Here is a 19,405-nt window from a genome sequence, read left to right on the forward strand (position 1 = left end):
TTTATAAACAGACCTTACTTCCGGATCACTGTTTTTAAAATAGCCACATCCCGCATAAAACACCGAAATACCTACTGTTGGGTATATCACCAGCCGGCAATTACTGCGATGTTTGTAGCCCATCCCGCCCTTTGGTAATCACCAATGATTGCTTCCAAAATGCCTTTTTATTTACTCATCAACCAATACTAACTGTTTATGAAATGCACTACCCTGATCATCGCGTTACTTTTGGGCACCACCCTGTCAGCCCAAAACGATTCTGCAGTTGCACAGCAGTACAACACGGAATTGACTTCGCCGGCAGTTGAAGCCCCGCAGCCTGTTGCTGCAACTGACAACAAAATGGCCGCCTATCGCAAAAACCTCGTAAAAATCAATGTAGGGTCTTTGCTGCTTTTCCAGAACTATAACCTAACAATTGAACGGGCACTGACCCGCAAGATTTCAGCCTCGGTTGGCTACCGGAGCTTGCCACGAACGGAGGTGAGCAAAATGAACGCGTTCAAAAAAGTTTATGATCTTACCGGATCAGATGCAGCAGGCCTGGAAGAGGATTGGGGCGGTACGATGGCGTCCAGCAAGGCTTACACTGCCGAAATCCGTTTTTATGGCGGCCGCAAACCCGGGCCAAGGGGTTTTTACCTGGGGCTGTATGGCCGTTATGCCAGCTTTGATGTGGATTATAATTACAACTATGAAACAAACACCACCAACTATAATATTCCTATTTCCGCAACAGCCAAAGGAATAGGTGGCGGCCTTTACATAGGCGTGCAATGGTTAATTGCAAAACGGGTAGCACTTGACTGGCAAATACTCGGTGGCCATTGGGGCAAACTGACCGGCAATGGCGCCGGGTTGGCAAATCTTAGCGGCTTATCCACCGATGAACAGCAGGATATACAATACGATCTTGAAGAACTGATTCCAACAATAGGCAACAAAAACCCCGTGGCAGCAACGGTAAACAATACAGGGGTGCAATTGAAATTGGATGGCCCTTTCGCCGGGTTGCGGTCGGGCATCAGCCTGGGTATTGCTTTTTGAAAAAGCTTACCGTTTACTTACAGGCAATTCCAAGGTCAGCAAAGTTGCATGCTATCCCTACCGGCATTATGGGTTACAAAAACCGGGTGTGCAATGCAGGCAACCATACAAAAACGACGGGTTATACCAGGACAATGGTTATCCCGTCGTTTTTTGTATGCATATCCTGGTCCAGGTCGATGGTCCATAGTCGATGTACGATGTTCCATCCTCCCCAACTGCTCTCTTTATCTTTAACATCCGCCACCTTTTCCTTTGCAAATATTTTTAGCAAGCTCCCCTGCGCTTTGGTAAATTTGCACCATGAAAACCGGGTATTACACGATACTCATATGTAGCCTTTGGGCAGCCTGCAAACAAAAAGATCCCAACCAGGAGGCAGCAGGTGCTTTTTTCCCTGCCCGTTCTTTTTTGCAAAGCCAGGTAAAACAGATCGATACATCGCTGTTGCCGCTGCGTAAGATTAGCCGTGTGGCAGGCCGTTCTGATACTGCATTCATCCCCCGGGAGCAGTTCAGGAAGGAAGCCGCGCCTTTCCTTGATATGGAAGATATTGCCGGCAGCAAATGGCGCGACGATTATACCGAAAGCCGCATGTTTGACGAAGTGCTGAAGAGGGCGGTATTTACCTACACGCCCAAAGATGAAGATGCACCCATCCTCCGGCAGGACATCACCATTGAACCCGGCGCCGGAGGAAACGATGCGGTGAAAACCATTTTTATCAACCGCTTAAAAGAGGCGGGCGACAGTACGGTTCAGCAAAAAATGTTGTGGGAAGTGAACCGTCGCTTCCAGGTGATCACCACCATCAGCCGCTCCGGCCGCCCCGATGTAAACCGTACGGTAGAATTGTGGTGGGCTCCATTTGATGCGGCAGAATAATTGAAGCAATGATGAAAGCTTCAGGTGTTTGAAAGGTTTCTTAAGTTCAATCAGTTTAAGCCTGAATTGAAACGACAGATAAATGAACACCTGGAACCGCTTATACCGATTATATCTATGACCCCTCATATCCCGTGTAAACGAACATGACGCAGACCGAATTTCAAACCATTGCGCCTACCCTGCCACAGGCACCCGGCATTTACAAATACTTCAATGCCGTAGGTGAGCTGCTGTATGTGGGTAAGGCAAAAAATATACGCAAAAGGGTAAGCTCCTATTTCAATAAGACCTACACTTCCTACAAAACCCATGAACTGGTAAAACGCATTGCCCGCATTGAGTTCACCATTGTAGGAACCGAACAGGATGCATTCCTGCTGGAAAACTCGCTCATCAAGCAGTTCCAGCCCATGTTCAATATCAACCTCAAGGACGATAAGACCTATCCCTATATCGTAATCAAAAACGAGGAATTTCCAAGGGTTTACCTTACCCGCCAGAAGCTGGATGATGGTGCCCAATATTTTGGGCCCTATACTTCGGTAGGCAAGGTGCGCGACCTGCTTAATTTCATCAAGCAAACCATCCCGCTGCGTACCTGCTCCCTTCCGCTTACGCCAAGGAATATCGAGAAAGGCCGCTTCAAGGTTTGCCTGGAATACCACCTGGGCAATTGCAAGGGTCCTTGTGAGGACAGGCAGTCATTGGAGGATTATGATGAAAACATACAGCAGGTAAAAAACCTGTTGCGTGGCAATCTGAACCCCGTAATCCAGCATTTTAAACAAGAGATGAAAGGCCATGCCCAGAACCTGGAGTTTGAAAAGGCAGAGCAAACGCTAAAAAAGATCAGCTACCTCGAAAACTACCAGGCCCGCTCCATCGTGGTGAGCACCAGCTACGAAGAACTGGATGTGTTCTCCATCCGTAAAGACGAGAGCATTGCTTATGTCAACTACCTGATGGTACGCAATGGCGCCATCATCCAGACCAAGACCCTGAAGCTGGAATCGCAACTCGACGAAACTGAAGAAGAGCTGCTGACCTTTGCCGTAGTGCAGTTGCGCGAAACATTTGGTTCCGAAGCCAGAGAAATAGTGCTGCCGATAGAACTGGAGTTTGAAATTCCGGATGTGACCCTTACCATTCCAAAAGCCGGTGATAAAAAGAAGCTGCTGGAACTGTCGGAGAAGAACGTGCAATACTTCATCGACGAACTAAAGAACAAGGAAAGGCTGAAGCTGCAACCCAAGGCAGCCGACAAAACGCCCATCTTGGAGATGATCCAGCGCGATTTGCAGCTGACCGACCTGCCCATCCACATCGAGTGCTTTGACAACTCCAACTTCCAGGGCAGCTACCCGGTATCGGCCATGGTATGTTTCAAATACGGCGATCCCAGTAAAATGGACTACCGGCACTTCAATATCAAAACGGTACAAGGCATCAACGACTTTGCCTCGATGAAAGAAGCCGTTTTCAGACGCTATAAGCGCCTGAAAGCCGAAGGACGCACCTTTCCGCAATTGGTGATCATTGATGGCGGCAAAGGGCAGCTAAACGCCGCACAGGAAGCCATTGAAGAACTGGAACTGGAAGGTGCCATGACCCTGGTAGGGCTTGCCAAGAACGAGGAAGAACTTTTCTTTGTAGGCGACCAGCAATCGCTGAAACTTCCCTTTGATAGTCCCAGCCATAAACTGATCCGCCGCATCCGCGACGAGGTGCACAACTATGGCCTAACCTTTCACCGCAACAAGCGCAGCAAGGGCACTTTTAAAAACGAACTGGAAGAGATCAAAGGCATCGGCAAAAACACCGCCAGCCAGTTGCTCAAAACTTTCCGCTCGGTGAAGAAGGTAAAGGAACAATCTTTGGACGAACTGAGTGCCGTTGTAGGCCGCAGCAAGGCCCTGATGATCCGGGAATATTTTGATGGAGCGGAGCGTCCGCAAGTGAATGGTGATTAGTGATTGGGTATTGGTGACTAGGTATGAAGGCGTCCTGTGGGCGCTTTTTTTTGGCACTGTAAAGCCGCGTAAACCTTTTAAATCTTGACTAGATAATTTGCTTACAAACTCCGACGACCTATGAAAGATTCCCATTTTGATTCATAGGAATCATTTCCAATCATACAAATCCGTGGTTAAAAAAAATAGGGCCTGGGTAGAAACCCGGGCCCGTTTAAAATCCAATATCCTATGAAAAACCGATGTAAAAATATAGGAAAGCACGGGATTACACATACGTAGTTTCCGCATTTTTTGAAATTGTTTTCCACATGAGCCTGTTCAAAACTTAGTACTGAACCTATGAAAACAGACAGGGCGACCAATGCCAACCTGCGCTTTTACCGAGCGGCATCCTGGCATTGGCTAGCGGTTCACAAGTTGCTCATCTTTCTGCATAAGGTGTACCCAAAAACAAAAGCCCGCTGCTTTTGCAAACAGCGGGCTTGAGGTATAAACTTTCACCTTAGTACGACCAGAGGTCCTGCTCGTAGTTGAAGATGCGTTCTTTGATGTTTTCGCCTTCCAGCAGGGCAAGGATCGGGTCCTTGATCATCTGGCGGATAGATCGGTTACCGGGGTTATCCAGTGTGCTCCTGATGATGTAGGAGCTGAACATGCGGGCTTCAAACAGCTCTTCCCAGGTCATGCGGTGCATACCCATGTTCTTGGGATTGTACACTTCAAACTTAGCCAGTGTTGGACGCAGGTCGGGGTAATAAACCCAGAACATGGGCGAAGAGCCACGCTCCTGGCCATTGGGCAGGTATTCCGTTTTCAGCGGGGCAATACCGATGATGCGTACAAACATACGGCTGGCCTCGCGGTCGAAAACCCACTCTTCCTTGATCCGGAACTTCATCACCGAGTTCGGGTCGAAAGAGCGCTGGGTAACGGTATATTTTACAATCTTCTCAGGATCGTTGATATCCCGAACCGGAACAGTATCGGCACCACCACCCGAGGTAAGGTTTACAATACTCACGCTATCCAAGGGACTGGTAAACCGGTCATTGCTGGGATCAAAAGCGGTAACCTCACCATTGCGTACGGCACGCAACAGGATTTCGATAAAGGTTTGGCTGCCGTTATCATCCACACCCTGGTAGCGGAAAGGCATGTTCATCTTTTCGCGCAGGTCAATTTCACGCCACACCTTTTCTGCAAAAAGGGCATCATCGTAGCGCAGGTGCTCGTAAGGCAGCGGTGTACGCTCGTTGATGGAACTTTTATCTACGGCGCCATCCTGGCGAAGGGAGCGGGAGGCACTGTCGTTGTACACAGAGCTCTTATCCACTTCGATGGGAATATTACCGTAGGGGTTGTAACCCGAAGGTGCGGGATTGTTGTTTTGCTGGGTAGCCTGTCCCTGGCCGGCATCCTGCTGTGCAGGAGGATTGCCGGTATTGCCACCGGCGGCACGGCGGCGGCTGGTACGCTGCGCATCGGCATCGCCAGCCAGCAGGGCGAAGGTCAACAGAAACAAACTAGCTTTTATCAGGTGGCGTTTCATACGCTTTGATTATTTGATATAGTAAACAAGAGAAGGCAGGGTACGGGTACGGCCATCAGGACCCGCAGCCTTGATATTATCGATGGTAACAACCTTATCACGGCTCAACCCACGGATAACGTTTTGCGCCTGCGAGCTCCAGGTGTTGCCGCTAACGTTTACCGATACGATATCGCCATCATCCGTGTCAGCTGCCAGTGTAAAGCTGGTAACCTGGTACTTCAGATCAAAGGGGAAACCTTTGATATAAGCAGCTACGCCGGCCTGGGCCTTGAAGGCACCTGCAGGTACGTTGCTACCCGAAGCAAAACCACCAACTTCTGCAATCGGATCGGGAATGTTGCGGGTGCGGAAGGTAGAAGCACCTACCACTTTGCCATCCACCGATACCGAAATGCGGGTATCATCACTCTGGCTGTTCACACGGGCGATGTATTTACCATTGCCTACACGTGTTAACGAACCACCACCACCTGTTATTGTGGCCTGTATTTTATCGTCGCCGCCACCCGAAGCCGCAATGGTTACGGGGTTGTCCACGCCAATGTACAGAACGTTCATTTTATCAAGCGCAATGGAGGCGTTGGCCTGGCCAACTGTGTACTCGATGCTCTTGGTAATGGTTTTCGGGTTGCCGTCCTGGTCAACATAACGGATGGTAACCGGAACGCTGTTGGTACCCATGTTGGAAACATTGGTAGTATAAACAGCCATACCATCTTCGTTGATGGGAACCGTAGCACCGCCAATCTGGATGGTAGGCTTGGCCTCCGTGCTGAAAGCACCCACACCGGCGTTGATGGTCAGCGCCTGTCCGGGCATCAGGTAATTGGAGCTCTGACCCACGATGGCAGCAAACTGGTTAAAGCGCACTTTAACCTGGCCCACCTGCTCGTGAAACAGGGCTACTACACGGTTCTCGGTAGTCTTGATATCGTTCTGAAACTTGCTCAGCATGGTGATAGCGGCAACGGTGGGCACCATATGAAAGTAGGTACCTTCCCAGCTGCGGGTGCTGCTGTTGCGTGAAGGCGGCGTGCTCAGGTCGATTTGGCGGAGGTAACCATTTACCTGGTTGGCCAGTTCGGGCGATACTGCTGCAACCTGCTGCTTGTATTGCTGCAGGCGGCTGTACAGCTCTTTGCCCTTACCTTCTTCCACCATGATGCGGGTAGCCACATCCTGGTTGTCTTCCTTGAAAGTAGAATCACCGTTCTTGGCGGGGTCGAAACCGGCACCTTTGAGGATGTCCTGTTTCAGGCCGTTGATATAAGCGTTGAGCGAAGTGGTGGCATCCACCACCTGCTTGGCCTTGGGCATCCATAATTCGGCCTTGGCCCTGCTTTCCGGCTCAGCCATCTTTTCTTCAAAAGAAGCCATGATGGTGCCGGTTGAATTATTGATCGTTGTATTGGTAGTAGTTAAACTCCGGTCTACGGTTTTAAAGGCATTGAGGATCTCTGCCGATACGTTGAGGGCCAGCATGGCCGTCAGTACCAGGTACATCAGGTTGATCATCTTCTGCCTAGGCTCTGCGGGTAGTGCCATGGTATGTTATCGATTGTCTCGTTTTTGGATTTGTGGTTTTTCGGAACTGGATCTTACAGTATTAAAAAGCTATTCTCCTGTAAAACCAAACTAATACGGCTTAGCGGCCCTGCATGGCACTCAGCATATTGCCATAGATGCTGTTGAGGCGACCCAGGTTATTGGCCAGCGCGCCAATCTGGGCCTGTACCTGCTTGGCATCTTCAGCCGAAGAGAGCATGGCATTGCTGGTTTCAGCCAGGCGACCGTAGAAAGAGTTCAGGGTTTTCAGGTGGTTATTGCTTTCCTGTAATTCCAGTTCATAAATGGTGTTGAGCGAAGACAGGTTCTTGGTAAGCACCTGCACCTGGTCGTGGAAAACTTTGGCGCCTTCGGAAGCGCTGTTGAAAGCACCTACAGAGTTGGCTGCACCTACATAAGCGTCTTTCACCTGGGCCAGGGCCGCGGTTACTTCACGGGTTTTGGTGGTGTAGTCGCCGGTAGCTGCTACCACGTCGGAGATATTGCTCATATTGCTCACGGTGGTGTTCAGCTTTTTGAAGTTCTCGCTCAGGCGGGTCAGGTTGGCAGGGGTGATGTCCGCATCTACCAGGGCCTTGTCCAGTGCACCGGTGGCGTTGGGTACCGGGGCAGCTGCTTTGAGGGCAGGAGCATGGTTGTCGCCAACAGCAGGATACATGAGGTACAAAACACCATATACCAGGAATACCAGGGCTTCGGTGGTCAAACCAATCTTCAGCCAGATATCGGCGCTGGGTGCATGCAGAATCTTCTGCAGGGCGCCATAAATAACAATCGCCGCAGCGATGGATACAAATACGTCTACGATTTTACTTACACGAGGAGGAATAGCTGCTGCCATTGTTCTGTGATTTTAAGGATGGGTTGGGTTTACAATTTTGTTTGGTTGGAAACTTATAGACAAACAAAAGGCAACCTCTGTAGCAGAAGTTGTCTTTTGTTTGTATGAAAGATCATTGAAATTGAGCAAGAATTAGCGAGAGGAAGAAGCGGGGAGGTCGATTACAGTACGGAAACCAACATAGCTCTTGGTAGAATCCTGGTACTCGTAAGTACGGCTGCCGGTTTGCAGGTAGTAACCCACGTCTTTCCAGCTACCGCCACGCAGCACTTTACGCTTCATCTTGGGAGGATCGGTGTCTTTGGCATTCCAGCGAACATCAGGGTTCATATCGTGCTGGAACGTGTAACCACCTTCGTAATAGATAGAAGAGGTCCATTCGGCTACGTTACCGCTCATGCAGTACAGGCCAAAATCGTTGGGCCAGTAAGCATCGGCACGCACGGTGTAGAAACCACCATCTTCGGGATAGTTGCCCCGGCCGGGTTTGAAGTTGGCCAGCAAACAACCTTTTTTATTACGCAGGTAGTAGTTACCCCAGGGGAACATCGACTGTGAGCGGCCGCCACGGGCTGCATACTCCCACTGCGCTTCGGTAGGCAGGCGGAAATCCGACTCCTGGGAACGCTTCTTGCCTTCCAGCCAGGAGTTGAGGTAATGCGTACGCCATTCGCAGAAAGCCGTTGCCTGGTGCCAGTTCACACCTACCACAGGGTAGTTGCCAAAAGCAGGGTGCGAAAAATACCGCTTGGTCATCGGCTCATTGTAGCTGTACGAGAAGTCGCGCATCCACACCAGGGTATCGGGATAAATGCGAACGTCTTTTTTTACAATAAACTGAGAACGGGGCTTGCCGGCGTTTTCACGCTTGGCAGCTTCTTTCAGGTCAAACGTTTCGCTGTGATACACCAGTTTGGAAGCATCAATTTCCTTACGACCCATGATGCGGTCTTCAGGAGAAAGAATCAGGTCGGTAGAGCTCAGTTGCTCGATCGACTTGGGATCGTTCCACTTGAAGTTCTTCATCTTCTGCTGATCCACGTATTCAATACCATCGGAGCCGGTTTTTACAAAACCCAGCTTCTTGGCAATGGTGGAGTCGCGCACCCAGTGTACAAACTGGCGATACTCGTTGTTGGTAATTTCGGTAGCATCCATCCAGAAACCGCTGATGGAAACAGAACGGTTGCGGGCACTGAATGCATAAGAAGGGTCCTCATCGGAAGGGCCCATGTGGAAGGTACCCTGTGGTATGTACACCATACCAGGTGGCTTAGGTAATACGTAACGGCCTCCGGGAGCGATGCCGTGCAGCTGACCATCGTTGGCAAGCGCACCGCCTTTATCCTTTTTTCCCATAACGCCGCAGCTGGCAAGCGAGAGGGCCGCTAGCGCAACAAGCGTGTAGTAATGGCTCTTCATCTTCATACTCAAGGGTATTGGGCAAATATAATGTTTTGAAAACTGTAGAAACCTATTAATTTTTCTCATTTTGCACCGCCTTTATCTCAGGCTTAACAACAAAAACGACACTTATTTTCAATTATTGTTTGCCCTTTTGAAATAAAAGTTAAACCCACAAGTAAGCAGCAGCCAACTTTACGACAGTACCGTTTTCCTGCCGGGAAAAATGCAGGGTTTTGTTGGAACAATACCCTTTTACCCTCAGCCCGGCACCCCGGAAAACCTTTAGCAACAGCTACCCAATTTTATTGCTTACACAAAACGGGGCTTGCAACAGTGCAATAAAAAGCTTACAAAAAAAATCCCACCACGTGGGCGGGACCAGGTATAAGTTGGTGGCTTATTTCTTTTTCAACTCTGCTGCCAGGAACTGATCCAGCGCAGCCACCATGGAAGGTGTTTGCGGCTGAGGGGCCTTAATTCCCAGGGTCAACCCCATTTCTTCAACGGCTTTTGAGGTGTTGGAACCAAAAGCACCAATCACGGTACCATTTTGCTGGAAGGCCGGGGCATTGTCAAAAAGGCTTTTTACACCGCTGGGAGTAAAAAAGCAAATCACATCGTATTCGTTTTCCGCAAGCACCTCTTTTACATCAGAGCTCTGGGTGCGGTACATAAAGGCAAGGGAAAAATCGCAGTTAGCCTTCAGCCAGCCGGTGATTTCGCTGTCCTGCTGGTTTTCGGAACATACGTACAGGAACTTCTCGTTGTTCTTGTGCTTGTTGATCACGTCCAGCAGGCTTTTATTGCTGCCATCAGCGCCGTAAAACACCTTGCGCTTGCGGTACAGAATAAATTTCTGGAGGTAAAGTGCCACCGCCTCGGTAATACAGAAATATTTCGTTTCCTGTGATACCGACACTTTCATTTCATCGCACATGCGAAAGAAGTGGTCGATTGCGTTGCGGCTGGTGAAAATTACAGCGGTATGCTGGAGGAGGTCGATCTTTTGCTTCCGGAACTCCTTGGCAGGAATAGGCGCAAGCTGGATAAAAGGGTGAAAGTCGAGCGATACATCATACTTCCTACCCAGTTCAAAGTAGGGAGATTTGTCGCTTTCAGGCCTCGGCTGTGTAATCAGGATCTTTTTTTTGGTATTGCTAGCCGCCTTTTGTTCGCCGTTTTTTGACATATTTGGTTCGGAAGTTGGCGCAAAGTTAAGGTGTTTGGGCAAAAAACTGCACCAACAGTTTGTTAATCAGCAATAGCGGCGCCAACTCGAACCCGCAGAAGTATAAAAGGAAATGGAAGAGGTTGATTTGTATTAACTTCTGAACGGTTACAAAAGAGAGATAAAAGCGGTACAAAAACAATCCGCCTACCAGCACCAGGGACAGCGCATAGAAAACCTGGTAGGTATCCCCGGCCGTAAAGGCAAGACCCAGCACCACGGGCAACAACAGGATGCCCATGATTTTGTTGGTGGTAAAAACCACGAAGATGTACGTGTCTGTAGCTTCCCGGGCATGCAGCAACCAGCCAAACACTTTAAGCACCACGAACTTTACCCCGTACATCAACGCTAAAGCAGCCAGGCTGTACAAAAAGAGCATCCAGAAAGGATAATCCAGCCCCATTTGGAAATGCCGCAACAACAGCACGACCAGCAGTGCGCCAATCAGCAGGAACAACAGGTTAAACAGCAGCGAAGGCAGGGGTGCATTGGCCACCTGCTCTTTGATCAGCCTTTGGCGTAACGTTGTGCGGAAATAAGTGCGGAACAGGTCGGCGAGGTAGCGGGCAAAGGCATTGCGCAACAGGCCAAAAATGAGCACCAGGGCTACAATACCATAAAACAATCCTTCCTTTCCTTCCCACCTGCGCACCTGGGAAATCCGGATTTCCGGCTTTGTAAAACGGTAATAAGGATGGTTGTTGTAGCGGCTGGTATCCGTCAGGTGTACAAAGCGGATCAATTCTACCTGGCGGATAGAATCCCGCACTGCAAGTACCCGAAGTGAATCCTGGACGGCAGCCTTCCGGATAGAATCCTGCCGTGCCCGGGCAGCCAGGTTCCGGGCAATGGCTGCCGAGTCGGGCCGGGGTTTGCGGGGCACCAAAATACTATCGCCTTGCTGGGCCGCAGCCAGCAGGGAAGTCAATAAGATTAGTATGGAAAATAGGATGCGCACCTGATCAGGGCACGAATATATCCCATGTACCGCACAGGCAACGCACATTACCGGATATAGAGTTGGGAGAATAGGTGATTGCCTGTAGGCTGAGGTGCTGAGTTCTTAGCAGGCCTTAGGGCTATACCCCTCAAACCAAAGGACTGCTCTAAATAAAATGGCAATTGATTTCCCTTTGCCATTTGAATGATAGCCCCTCCAGCTTAAAACCTGTTTACCAGCCCCAGGTGCAACTTCGACTGGCGCAGGTTGAAACGGGTATCGCTGCTTTTACCTGCCGCCCACACCAGGTTAAATATACCCGCCCGGGTACCCAGGGCAAGACCTGCCCCTGTGCCGAGGTAAGTTTTAATGGGCTGTTTCAATGCTGCATTTTTACCCATGCCGCCATCCACAAAACCCATAAAATAAGACTGCTCGCCAATGCGGTAGCGGTACTCCAGCGTTCCCAGCAGGTAATGGGACATAAAAAGGCTTTCCTCGGAAAAGCCCCGCAGCATGCGAAAGCCGCCCACTTGGAACAGTTCGTTGACATAATAATTGCTGCTCTGTAAAATTCCCAGTTGTATTCCCTGCTTCAGCACCGACATCCGGCCAAGTGCCTGGTAATGGGCAGCGCTTCCCTGCACCCGGAGCTGGTAGGTGCGGGATTGGACCGTATCGTACAGGCGGGCAAAGTCAAAGCCGCCATCCTTCAAATCCAGCACCTGGCTGTTTGGCCGCAACTTTCTTAAACCACCGCTGCCCGAAAAATGTAGCGCCCATCCATGTATTGGAAAAGGATCTGGGTTATCAATACCCAGGTTTATGCCCAGGTTTTGCGCACCCATGTCAGCTGCTGCAGGCAGGCTCCGGCTTCGGCGTAGCCGCAAGGTATCTACCGAGCCAAGAATCGTTTGGCGGTGCGCCCAGAAAAACCCGATCCATTTAGTTCCCTCCTGCTTTAGGCGTCCGCCCAGGTGCATGTGCAGGTTCAGCCAGGAACTGTCGCGGCGCAGCAGGTCAAATCGAAGGTCGAGCGATACAGGGCTGCCCAGCAGGTAAGGATGTTCGTACTGCAATTGCAGTCTTGGCGATGCCACCTGCAACCTTTGCCAGTTGAAGCCGATGGTCTCCCCCATTCCCAGGCTGTTTTGCAAGAGCAAACGGGCCTCGCCGGTAAGCTGGTTACGGCTTTTACCCCCAACCGTGGCAGGTTGCATCCCTACCAGAGCCTGCACCTGGCTGCTGCGCTTGGGTTTGAGGTACAGCTGCACTACCGCACCGGTGGCCAACATCTTTACTGCTGGCGGCCTCTGTACCGACAGGTAAGGCAAAGCGGCCATTTTCGCCCCGATGGCATCAAGCTTCCGCCGGTCAAAAGGCGTACGCGGCAGTAAATCCAGCATCCTCGCCAACACAGCAGGCCGCAGCCGCACACCGCCTTCAATGTGGATGCTGTCAAACAGGTACAAGGGCCCGGGACTTATTGCCAGCAATACAGCAAGGGTATCCTGCCGCAACTGGATAGAGTCGAACCACACTTTACCAAAAGGATGACCGCGCTGCTCGAGATGGGTAAGTATACGCTGCAGCAGGGAATCGGGCAAGGCCGGTTGCCAGGGTTGACAATTTGCGTTAGCCGGCCAGCCAACGGCATCCAAAACCGCCCTGTGCACCGGTGTATTGCGAATGTGCACCCACCGGCACCTGGGACCCGGGTACAGCCAAACCTCCGCAGCCTGTGTACCTGCATGTACCGAATCTGTGGCGGCGGCCACAAAGCCTGCAGCTTGCAGCAGGTCTGGCAGCTTGTTAATAAATATTTTGGCAGCCTGCCGGTCGTTAAATTTGCGTGGCCAATCAGCCATTACCTTTTCCGCTGCCGTATCGGCGCCATGGTATTGCACCCTGTACTCCTGCCCCATGGCAGGACAGAAAGCCAGCAAAAACAGCAGCAACAGGTAATGGGTTACGGTTGGCACAATCGGTAAAACTATTCCCAACCCCAACAGCAGCTCCTATTCATTTTGGCAGGAATTTATCTCCATATACCCTTTTGTAAACAGGCATGCGCCTATTGTAATTTCCACTTTGCCACCTCGCTGCGGTACAAAGAACCCATGGTGGCTGCCATTGCGAGGGAAGCGGAACTGCAAAAGCCTTATCTCGGCAACCAGCCCATTGCCACCATATATTTCGGTGGCGGCACACCCAGCCTGCTGGATGCGGGGGAAATAGCCCATTTGCTCCACACCATCCGCCAGCACTATACCGTGTTGCCCGATGCGGAAATCACCCTCGAAGCCAATCCCGATGATATCAACACCGAAAAGCTGGAAGCATGGAAAGAAGGCGGCATCAACCGGCTGAGCATCGGTATCCAAAGCTTTTTCGAGTCCGACCTCCGATGGATGAACCGGGCCCACAATGCAGGACAGGCACGCCGGTGCATTGAACTGGCACAGGCGGCAGGCTTTCATAATATCAGCATAGACCTGATATACGGCACACCCGGCCTGAGCGATGAAGCCTGGCGGCAAAACGTGGAAACGGCGCTGGCGCTCCGCATTCCACACCTCTCCTGTTATGCCCTGACGGTGGAAGAAAAAACGCCCCTGCACAAGCAGATAGCGCAAAAGCAAAAAACAGATGTAGACAACGAGCAGCAGGCCCGCCAGTTCACCCTGCTGATGGAGTGGCTGCGCGGGGCAGGCTACGAGCACTACGAGGTATCCAATTTTGCCCTGCCCGGCTGGCGCAGCCGGCACAACTCCTCTTACTGGCGGGGCGAAAAATACCTGGGCCTCGGCCCTTCGGCGCACTCCTTTGATGGCGAAAGCCGGCAGTGGAATGTGGCCAACAACAATATCTATTTGCAGGAAATTGAAAAGGGCATACTGCCTTTTGAAAAAGAAGTGCTCACCCCGGAGCAAAGGCTTAACGAGCATATTATGATTGGGCTACGCACCATGGAGGGACTTGATTTGGCAAGTATCGAAGCGCAATGGGGCGAGCCAGCAAAGACGGCACTCACGGCGGAAGCTAAACGCTTTGAGCAGGCAGGCTTTTTATCTATAGGAAAAAATAACATCTGCCTTACGGACGAAGGCATGTTGCGGGCCGACGGCATCGCAGCAGAACTCTTCGTGTGATGCAAGGCTGCAAAAGCAATCATTACGTTAAAGCAAGGCTGTTAGCAAGGCAATGATGAACCATTCATGATGGGTGCGGTTATAGAGGCATGAAAAATTTACTCTTTACCATGCTGCTTTTGCTTGGAACCCTCCTGGTTCAGGGGCAGGAGCAAACCTACCAGTTATCCACCCATATCCTGGACATCGCACAGGGACAGCCAGCTACAGGGGTAACCATTCGCCTGGAAAAGTGGGACAGTGCCGCAAAAGCATGGACTAAGCTAACCGAAAAGCAAACCGATAGTAATGGCCGCATCAAGGATTTGTTACCCGGCAATAATAACCCCGGGGTATACAAACTCACGTTTTACACAAAGGGGTATTTTGAAAAACAGCAAAAAACTTCCTTCTATCCATTCATTGAAGTTGCATTTGAAATAAAAGATAACAGTCACTACCACGTTCCCATCACCCTCTCCGCTTTCGGCTATTCGACCTACAGGGGCAATTGATTGAACGGGAAAGTTTGTATACCATGTATACCTAACAGTAATGCAGGTCACAAGTACCTGCATTACTGTTATCAAATAGATTCTGGAAAACCGGGGTTAACAAAGCACTATTGCTTGATCAGTTCATCACCTTTTCAATCTCGGCAAAACCTTTTTTAGGCCTTACCCTTTCCCAAAGAATACGGTAAATAGTGGATGCAATGGGCATATCGGCACCAATGGCTTTATTGATATTGAACATACACTTGGCGGCATTATAGCCTTCTGCCACCATGTTCATTTCCAACTGGGCGCTCTGCACGGTATATCCCTTTCCGATCATGTTGCCGAAGGTGCGGTTGCGGCTGTAAGGCGAATAGCAGGTTACCAGCAGGTCGCCGAGGTATACGGAAGCCGCGTAGTTGAGGTCGCGCTGCTGGGTTATTGGGTCGGTATGGTGCTCGCCCACCACGATGTGCTCGGCACCCACGGTGCGCAGGAAGGAAGCCATCTCATCGGCGCTGTTCGCAATGTACACGCTTAAAAAATTATCTCCATACTCCAGGCCATGCGCCATACCTGCACCAAGGGCATAGATATTTTTCAACACTGCGGCATATTGCACCCCCAGTATATCATTATTGATGATGGTATTGATATAAGGCGTTTTGAAAGCTGCTGCAATTTGCGCCGCCATTTCCATGTCCACACCCGAGAAGGTGAGGTAAGACAACTTTTCGGAAGCCACTTCTTCGGCATGGCAGGGACCTAATAAAGTAAAATAATCCTGGAGGGGAAAATCAAAACGCTGCTGGAGGTAGTCGTTGAGCAGCAGGTCGGGGCCGGGCACCAGGCCTTTGATGGCGGAGAGTACTTTTTTGCCTTTCAGCAATTCGGAATCCACCTGATCCATCACGTCGCAGATATAGGCCGAAGGCACTACCAGCACCACCACATCGGAAGCAGCAATAACGGCGTTCACATCTTCCCGCATCTGCAATTGCTGCACGTCAAAATAGGCCGAAGCAAGATAGTGCGGGTTGTGGCGCCGCCGCTGGATGTACTCAATTGTTTCGGGGCTGCGTACCCACCAGTTCACCGACTGTCCGTGGTCGGTGAGCATTTTTACCAGGGCTGTTGCCCAACTGCCGCTGCCTATAACGCCAAACTTCATTCCCGTTACATTTTCGATGGGCAAATGTAGCGGTTTTGCTTTGTAGGCTATCCCGCACGGCAAAGGCCGGATTGGTCCAAGCCGTTTAGTAAGTACCAAGACTGCTATCCTGCCGGATGCGATGGGCATAAAAAAGCGGCTGTCCTGGAAACAGCCGCATTTTTTATATAGCACCTTACTTTTTCTTTTCGAACAATTCTTCCTTACTCACCACTTTCACCTTATCACCCGGCTTCAGGGTTTTGGAAATGGCGTTGTAGGGAGCAGTCACCACTTTTTCACCCGGCTTGATGCCTGTTGTGATTTCAATAAAGTTGATGTCCTGTATACCGGTGGTCACCACTCTTTTTTCAACGGTATTATCTGCCTTCAGCACAAATACCACTTCTTCCAGGTCGTCGCCGGCAGCGGCAGATACCATTTCCGCATCCGCGTCATCTTCCCCTTTTTTCTCGGCTTCCTTCTTTTTGTCATCCAGCGTTGCATCGCTGCCCTTCACCCTTGCTGCCACCGCAGTAATGGGAACGGCCAGCACACCGGCCTTGGTATTGGTCTTGATGTCGGCGCTGGCATTCATACCCGGACGGAAAGGAAATTTCTTGGGTTGCTTTGGATCAATCAGGTCGGCATAGCCAGCAGGGTCGAGGCGGATGCGTACTTCAAAATTGGTCACATCGTTGGTGGCGGCCTGCGCACCGGCAGTCTTGGTACTGCTGGCAATCTGGGTAACCACGCCCTTAAACTTGCGGTTGTTATAAGCATCCACTTCCACATCGGCAGAGTCGCCGATGCTTACTTTCACGATGTCGTTTTCACCTACATCCACCCGCACTTCCATGGTGCTGAGGTCGGCGACACGCATCATTTCGGTACCGGCCATCTGGGCTGTACCCACCACGCGTTCGCCTTCTTTTACGTTCAGCAGGCTCACCACGCCATCCATGGGCGCTACAATGGTGGTGCGGCCCAGGTTTTTGTTGGCAGCCACCAGTCCTGTTTGAGCACTTTGCACACCCGCCGAAAGGCTGCGGATATTTTGCAGGGCCGCATTGTACTGGGCCTGCGAAGAGCGGAACTTGGTCTCGGCCTGTTCGTACTCCGAACGGCTGATCACCTTATCGTCAAAAAGCTGTTTGTTGCGGTTAAACTGCTGGCGGTCCAGCTCCACCTGTGCTTTCAGCGACTCCAATGCGGCAGTGCTGTTGGCCACCGTAGCCTGGCTTTGCGATACCCGGGCAGCAGCCTCATCGCGCTGCGATGAATAGATATCGGCATAGATACGCGCCAGCACCTGTCCGCGGCGCACGCTGTCGCCTTCTTCTACGTTCAGCTCGGTGATCTCTCCCGACACGTCGGGGCTCACCTTTACTTCTACCACCGGGTATACCTTACCACTGGCATTAACGGTTTCCACGATGGTGCGCTGTCCCACCGCTTCGCTATTCACCTTGGTACCTGAATCATCCTTGCCGGCAACGGCTTTGTAAGTAATAAGACCGGCAATAACTATCGCCAGTCCGATCAGGATCCATTTAACTGTCTTGTTCATAAATATGGTGGCTTTGAAAGGAACATTTTAAATAGCAGTACGATACTAACCAATGGCAAAATCAGGCCTTACAACCGGAGGCCTTCGCCCTGGTAAAACTCCAGCAACTTGATGCGGAATACATATTCGTATTGGGCAGCAGCGGCATCCAGCCTGCGGCGAAACAGGTTGTTTTGGTTGGTTGTCAGTTCAATGGTTTGCAACAGGCCCACATCAAATCTTTTCTGCGAGAAGTTGAATGCCTTTTCTGCTGCATCCACAGCTTTCTGGGCCGCACGGTACCGGGCCATGGCATTCACCGCATCGGTGTGAGCCCGGTAAATATCCTGTTGCAGGGTCAGGTTGTCCTGGTTCAGTTGGAGCTTTATGTTTTCCGCATCCAGCCTGGAGCGCTCCCACTGGGTACGCAGCTGCCGGTTGGAGCCTATGGGCACATTCAGGCTCAAACCTACTGCCTGGCTCAGGTTTACATTAAACAGCTGCTTAAAGAAAGGCGTATTGGGCAGGTTCACGTCAAAGCCCGGGCGCAGGGCCGGCAGGATCACACCCGGCGACAACTGCACATAACCGATGGTATCGAACTTATTGTTGGGCGTAACGGCAGCACGGGTTTGATCGGGGAAGAGGCTGGAGTAACGCGTGGTTATACTGCCAAAAGCCGAAAGGGTGGGGTTCATGGCCGCCCTTGCCGCTTTGATATTGCGTTCGGCAGCCTGGTACCGCAACTGGTTGGCCTTTTGCTGCGGCAGGTTTTGCAGGGCCTTCTGGTACACCACGGCGGGTTGCAGGTTGCCGATATTTTCTACCGGAATGGTGGATACATCGGGGGTGGCAATAGCAAAGGGCGTGGCCATATCCAGGTTCAACAAGGCCATCAGCTGGATGGTATTGCCCTGGTAGGTGGCCTGGTTGGTGATAAAAGCCGAACTATCGGCAGCCAGCTGCGCCTCCAGTTCTACAGCATTGAGCTCGGGCAAGGAACCGGCCGACACCTGCTTGCGGATGTTTTGCAGCTGGGTGGTGGTTTGCGCAATTTGCACCTTGCTGATCTCTGTTTGCTCGTAGGCAAGCAGGGCCTGCAGGTAAGCCACGGCCACGTTCAGGGCCACATCGTTGCGGGCCTTGTCAACAGCAGCCCTTGCCGCCTCGGCACTCAGCTGGCTGGCTTCTTTATTGTACCGGTTCGCAAACCAGTTGAACAGCGTAATGCCACCCTGCAACTGGAAATTGCCAAAGCGAATGGACTGATTGGCAAAGGTGTTGGTGGCGGGGTTGATAGAGCGACCAAAGTTGTACCCACCCGAGGCACCGAAATTAGCATTAGGGAGTTGCTGGGCCCGGGCAAATTGCACCTGCAGGTTGGCGATGCGGGCCTGCACATCGGATTGTTTTACCGAAATATTATTGGCAAGGGCATATGCCACGCAACGTTGCAGGTCCCACTTTTCCTGGGCAAAAGCAAAGGAACCGCCCAAGAATAAGGTACATAAGCAGGAAAGGAGCAGCCTTTTCATATTGGGTAAAAATAAAGGAATAATGACAGGCAACCTTCTATTGAGGCTGAACGGCTTTTTTCCGTTTCGGGTGGTTGACCAACACCTCACAGGTC

The 19,405-nt window shown here is 51.1% G+C and carries 15 protein-coding genes; 5 read left to right on the forward strand and 10 right to left on the reverse strand.

Annotated elements, in window-relative coordinates:
- Positions 1-198 precede the first annotated feature (198 nt).
- From BUE76_RS19195 to uvrC, 3 genes are all read left to right on the forward strand, one after another.
- Positions 199-1,050: a hypothetical protein gene (locus BUE76_RS19195; protein ID WP_083596587.1), complete on the forward strand. Its 852-nt coding sequence runs from the start codon at positions 199-201 to the stop codon at positions 1,048-1,050.
- A gap of 303 nt (positions 1,051-1,353) precedes the next feature.
- Positions 1,354-1,935 (forward strand): hypothetical protein, encoded by a 582-nt coding sequence (locus BUE76_RS19200; protein ID WP_073044796.1) that lies wholly within the window; start codon positions 1,354-1,356, stop codon positions 1,933-1,935.
- Positions 1,936-2,081: 146 nt separating this feature from the next.
- Positions 2,082-3,908, forward strand: coding sequence for an excinuclease ABC subunit UvrC (gene uvrC / locus BUE76_RS19205; RefSeq protein WP_073044794.1), 1,827 nt, complete (start codon positions 2,082-2,084; stop codon positions 3,906-3,908).
- A 505-nt stretch (positions 3,909-4,413) separates the two neighbouring features.
- Here uvrC and porN read toward each other — a convergent pair.
- The 7 genes from porN to BUE76_RS19240 all read right to left on the reverse strand — a co-directional run bounded on the left by porN (position 4,414) and on the right by BUE76_RS19240 (position 13,430).
- Positions 4,414-5,460, reverse strand: a complete 1,047-nt coding sequence (gene porN, locus BUE76_RS19210) for a type IX secretion system ring subunit PorN/GldN (RefSeq protein ID WP_073044792.1) — start codon at positions 5,458-5,460, stop codon at positions 4,414-4,416.
- Positions 5,461-5,469: 9 nt separating this feature from the next.
- Positions 5,470-7,008, reverse strand: a complete 1,539-nt coding sequence (gene porM / locus BUE76_RS19215) for a type IX secretion system motor protein PorM/GldM (protein WP_073044790.1) — start codon at positions 7,006-7,008, stop codon at positions 5,470-5,472.
- Between the two features lie 100 nt (positions 7,009-7,108).
- Positions 7,109-7,870, reverse strand: coding sequence for a type IX secretion system motor protein PorL/GldL (gene porL / locus BUE76_RS19220; RefSeq protein ID WP_073044788.1), 762 nt, complete (start codon positions 7,868-7,870; stop codon positions 7,109-7,111).
- 132 nt (positions 7,871-8,002) lie between these two features.
- Positions 8,003-9,298 carry a T9SS ring complex lipoprotein PorK/GldK gene (gene porK / locus BUE76_RS19225; RefSeq protein ID WP_073044786.1) on the reverse strand — a complete coding sequence of 432 codons (1,296 nt, stop codon included), beginning with the start codon at positions 9,296-9,298 and terminating at the stop codon, positions 8,003-8,005.
- A gap of 376 nt (positions 9,299-9,674) precedes the next feature.
- Positions 9,675-10,466: a uroporphyrinogen-III synthase gene (locus BUE76_RS19230; RefSeq protein WP_073044784.1), complete on the reverse strand. Its 792-nt coding sequence runs from the start codon at positions 10,464-10,466 to the stop codon at positions 9,675-9,677.
- A gap of 25 nt (positions 10,467-10,491) precedes the next feature.
- Entirely contained in the window at positions 10,492-11,436 is a 945-nt protein-coding gene (locus BUE76_RS19235) for a DUF4271 domain-containing protein (RefSeq protein WP_073044783.1), read from the reverse strand.
- A gap of 233 nt (positions 11,437-11,669) precedes the next feature.
- Positions 11,670-13,430 (reverse strand): BamA/TamA family outer membrane protein, encoded by a 1,761-nt coding sequence (locus BUE76_RS19240; RefSeq protein WP_143157352.1) that lies wholly within the window; start codon positions 13,428-13,430, stop codon positions 11,670-11,672.
- A 45-nt stretch (positions 13,431-13,475) separates the two neighbouring features.
- On the opposite strand from BUE76_RS19240, the gene hemW reads away from it, so the two are divergent.
- Complete coding sequence (gene hemW / locus BUE76_RS19245; protein ID WP_073044779.1) at positions 13,476-14,600, forward strand: radical SAM family heme chaperone HemW; 1,125 nt, start codon at positions 13,476-13,478, stop codon at positions 14,598-14,600.
- A gap of 110 nt (positions 14,601-14,710) precedes the next feature.
- A complete protein-coding gene (gene uraH, locus BUE76_RS19250) occupies positions 14,711-15,094 on the forward strand; it encodes a hydroxyisourate hydrolase (protein WP_216820685.1) in 384 nt (127 codons plus the stop codon).
- A 118-nt stretch (positions 15,095-15,212) separates the two neighbouring features.
- On the opposite strand, the gene BUE76_RS19255 is transcribed toward uraH, so the two are convergent.
- The 3 genes from BUE76_RS19255 to BUE76_RS19265 all read right to left on the reverse strand — a co-directional run bounded on the left by BUE76_RS19255 (position 15,213) and on the right by BUE76_RS19265 (position 19,310).
- On the reverse strand, positions 15,213-16,271 hold the full coding sequence (locus BUE76_RS19255; protein WP_245798380.1) for an NAD(P)H-dependent glycerol-3-phosphate dehydrogenase: 1,059 nt from the start codon (positions 16,269-16,271) through the stop codon (positions 15,213-15,215).
- 151 nt (positions 16,272-16,422) lie between these two features.
- Positions 16,423-17,796: an efflux RND transporter periplasmic adaptor subunit gene (locus BUE76_RS19260; protein ID WP_073044775.1), complete on the reverse strand. Its 1,374-nt coding sequence runs from the start codon at positions 17,794-17,796 to the stop codon at positions 16,423-16,425.
- Positions 17,797-17,864: 68 nt separating this feature from the next.
- Positions 17,865-19,310, reverse strand: a complete 1,446-nt coding sequence (locus tag BUE76_RS19265; protein ID WP_073044835.1) for a TolC family protein — start codon at positions 19,308-19,310, stop codon at positions 17,865-17,867.
- Positions 19,311-19,405 lie beyond the last annotated feature (95 nt).

This window comes from Cnuella takakiae, from assembly GCF_001953305.1.
Classification (GTDB): Bacteria; Bacteroidota; Bacteroidia; order Chitinophagales; family Chitinophagaceae; genus Flavisolibacter; species Flavisolibacter takakiae.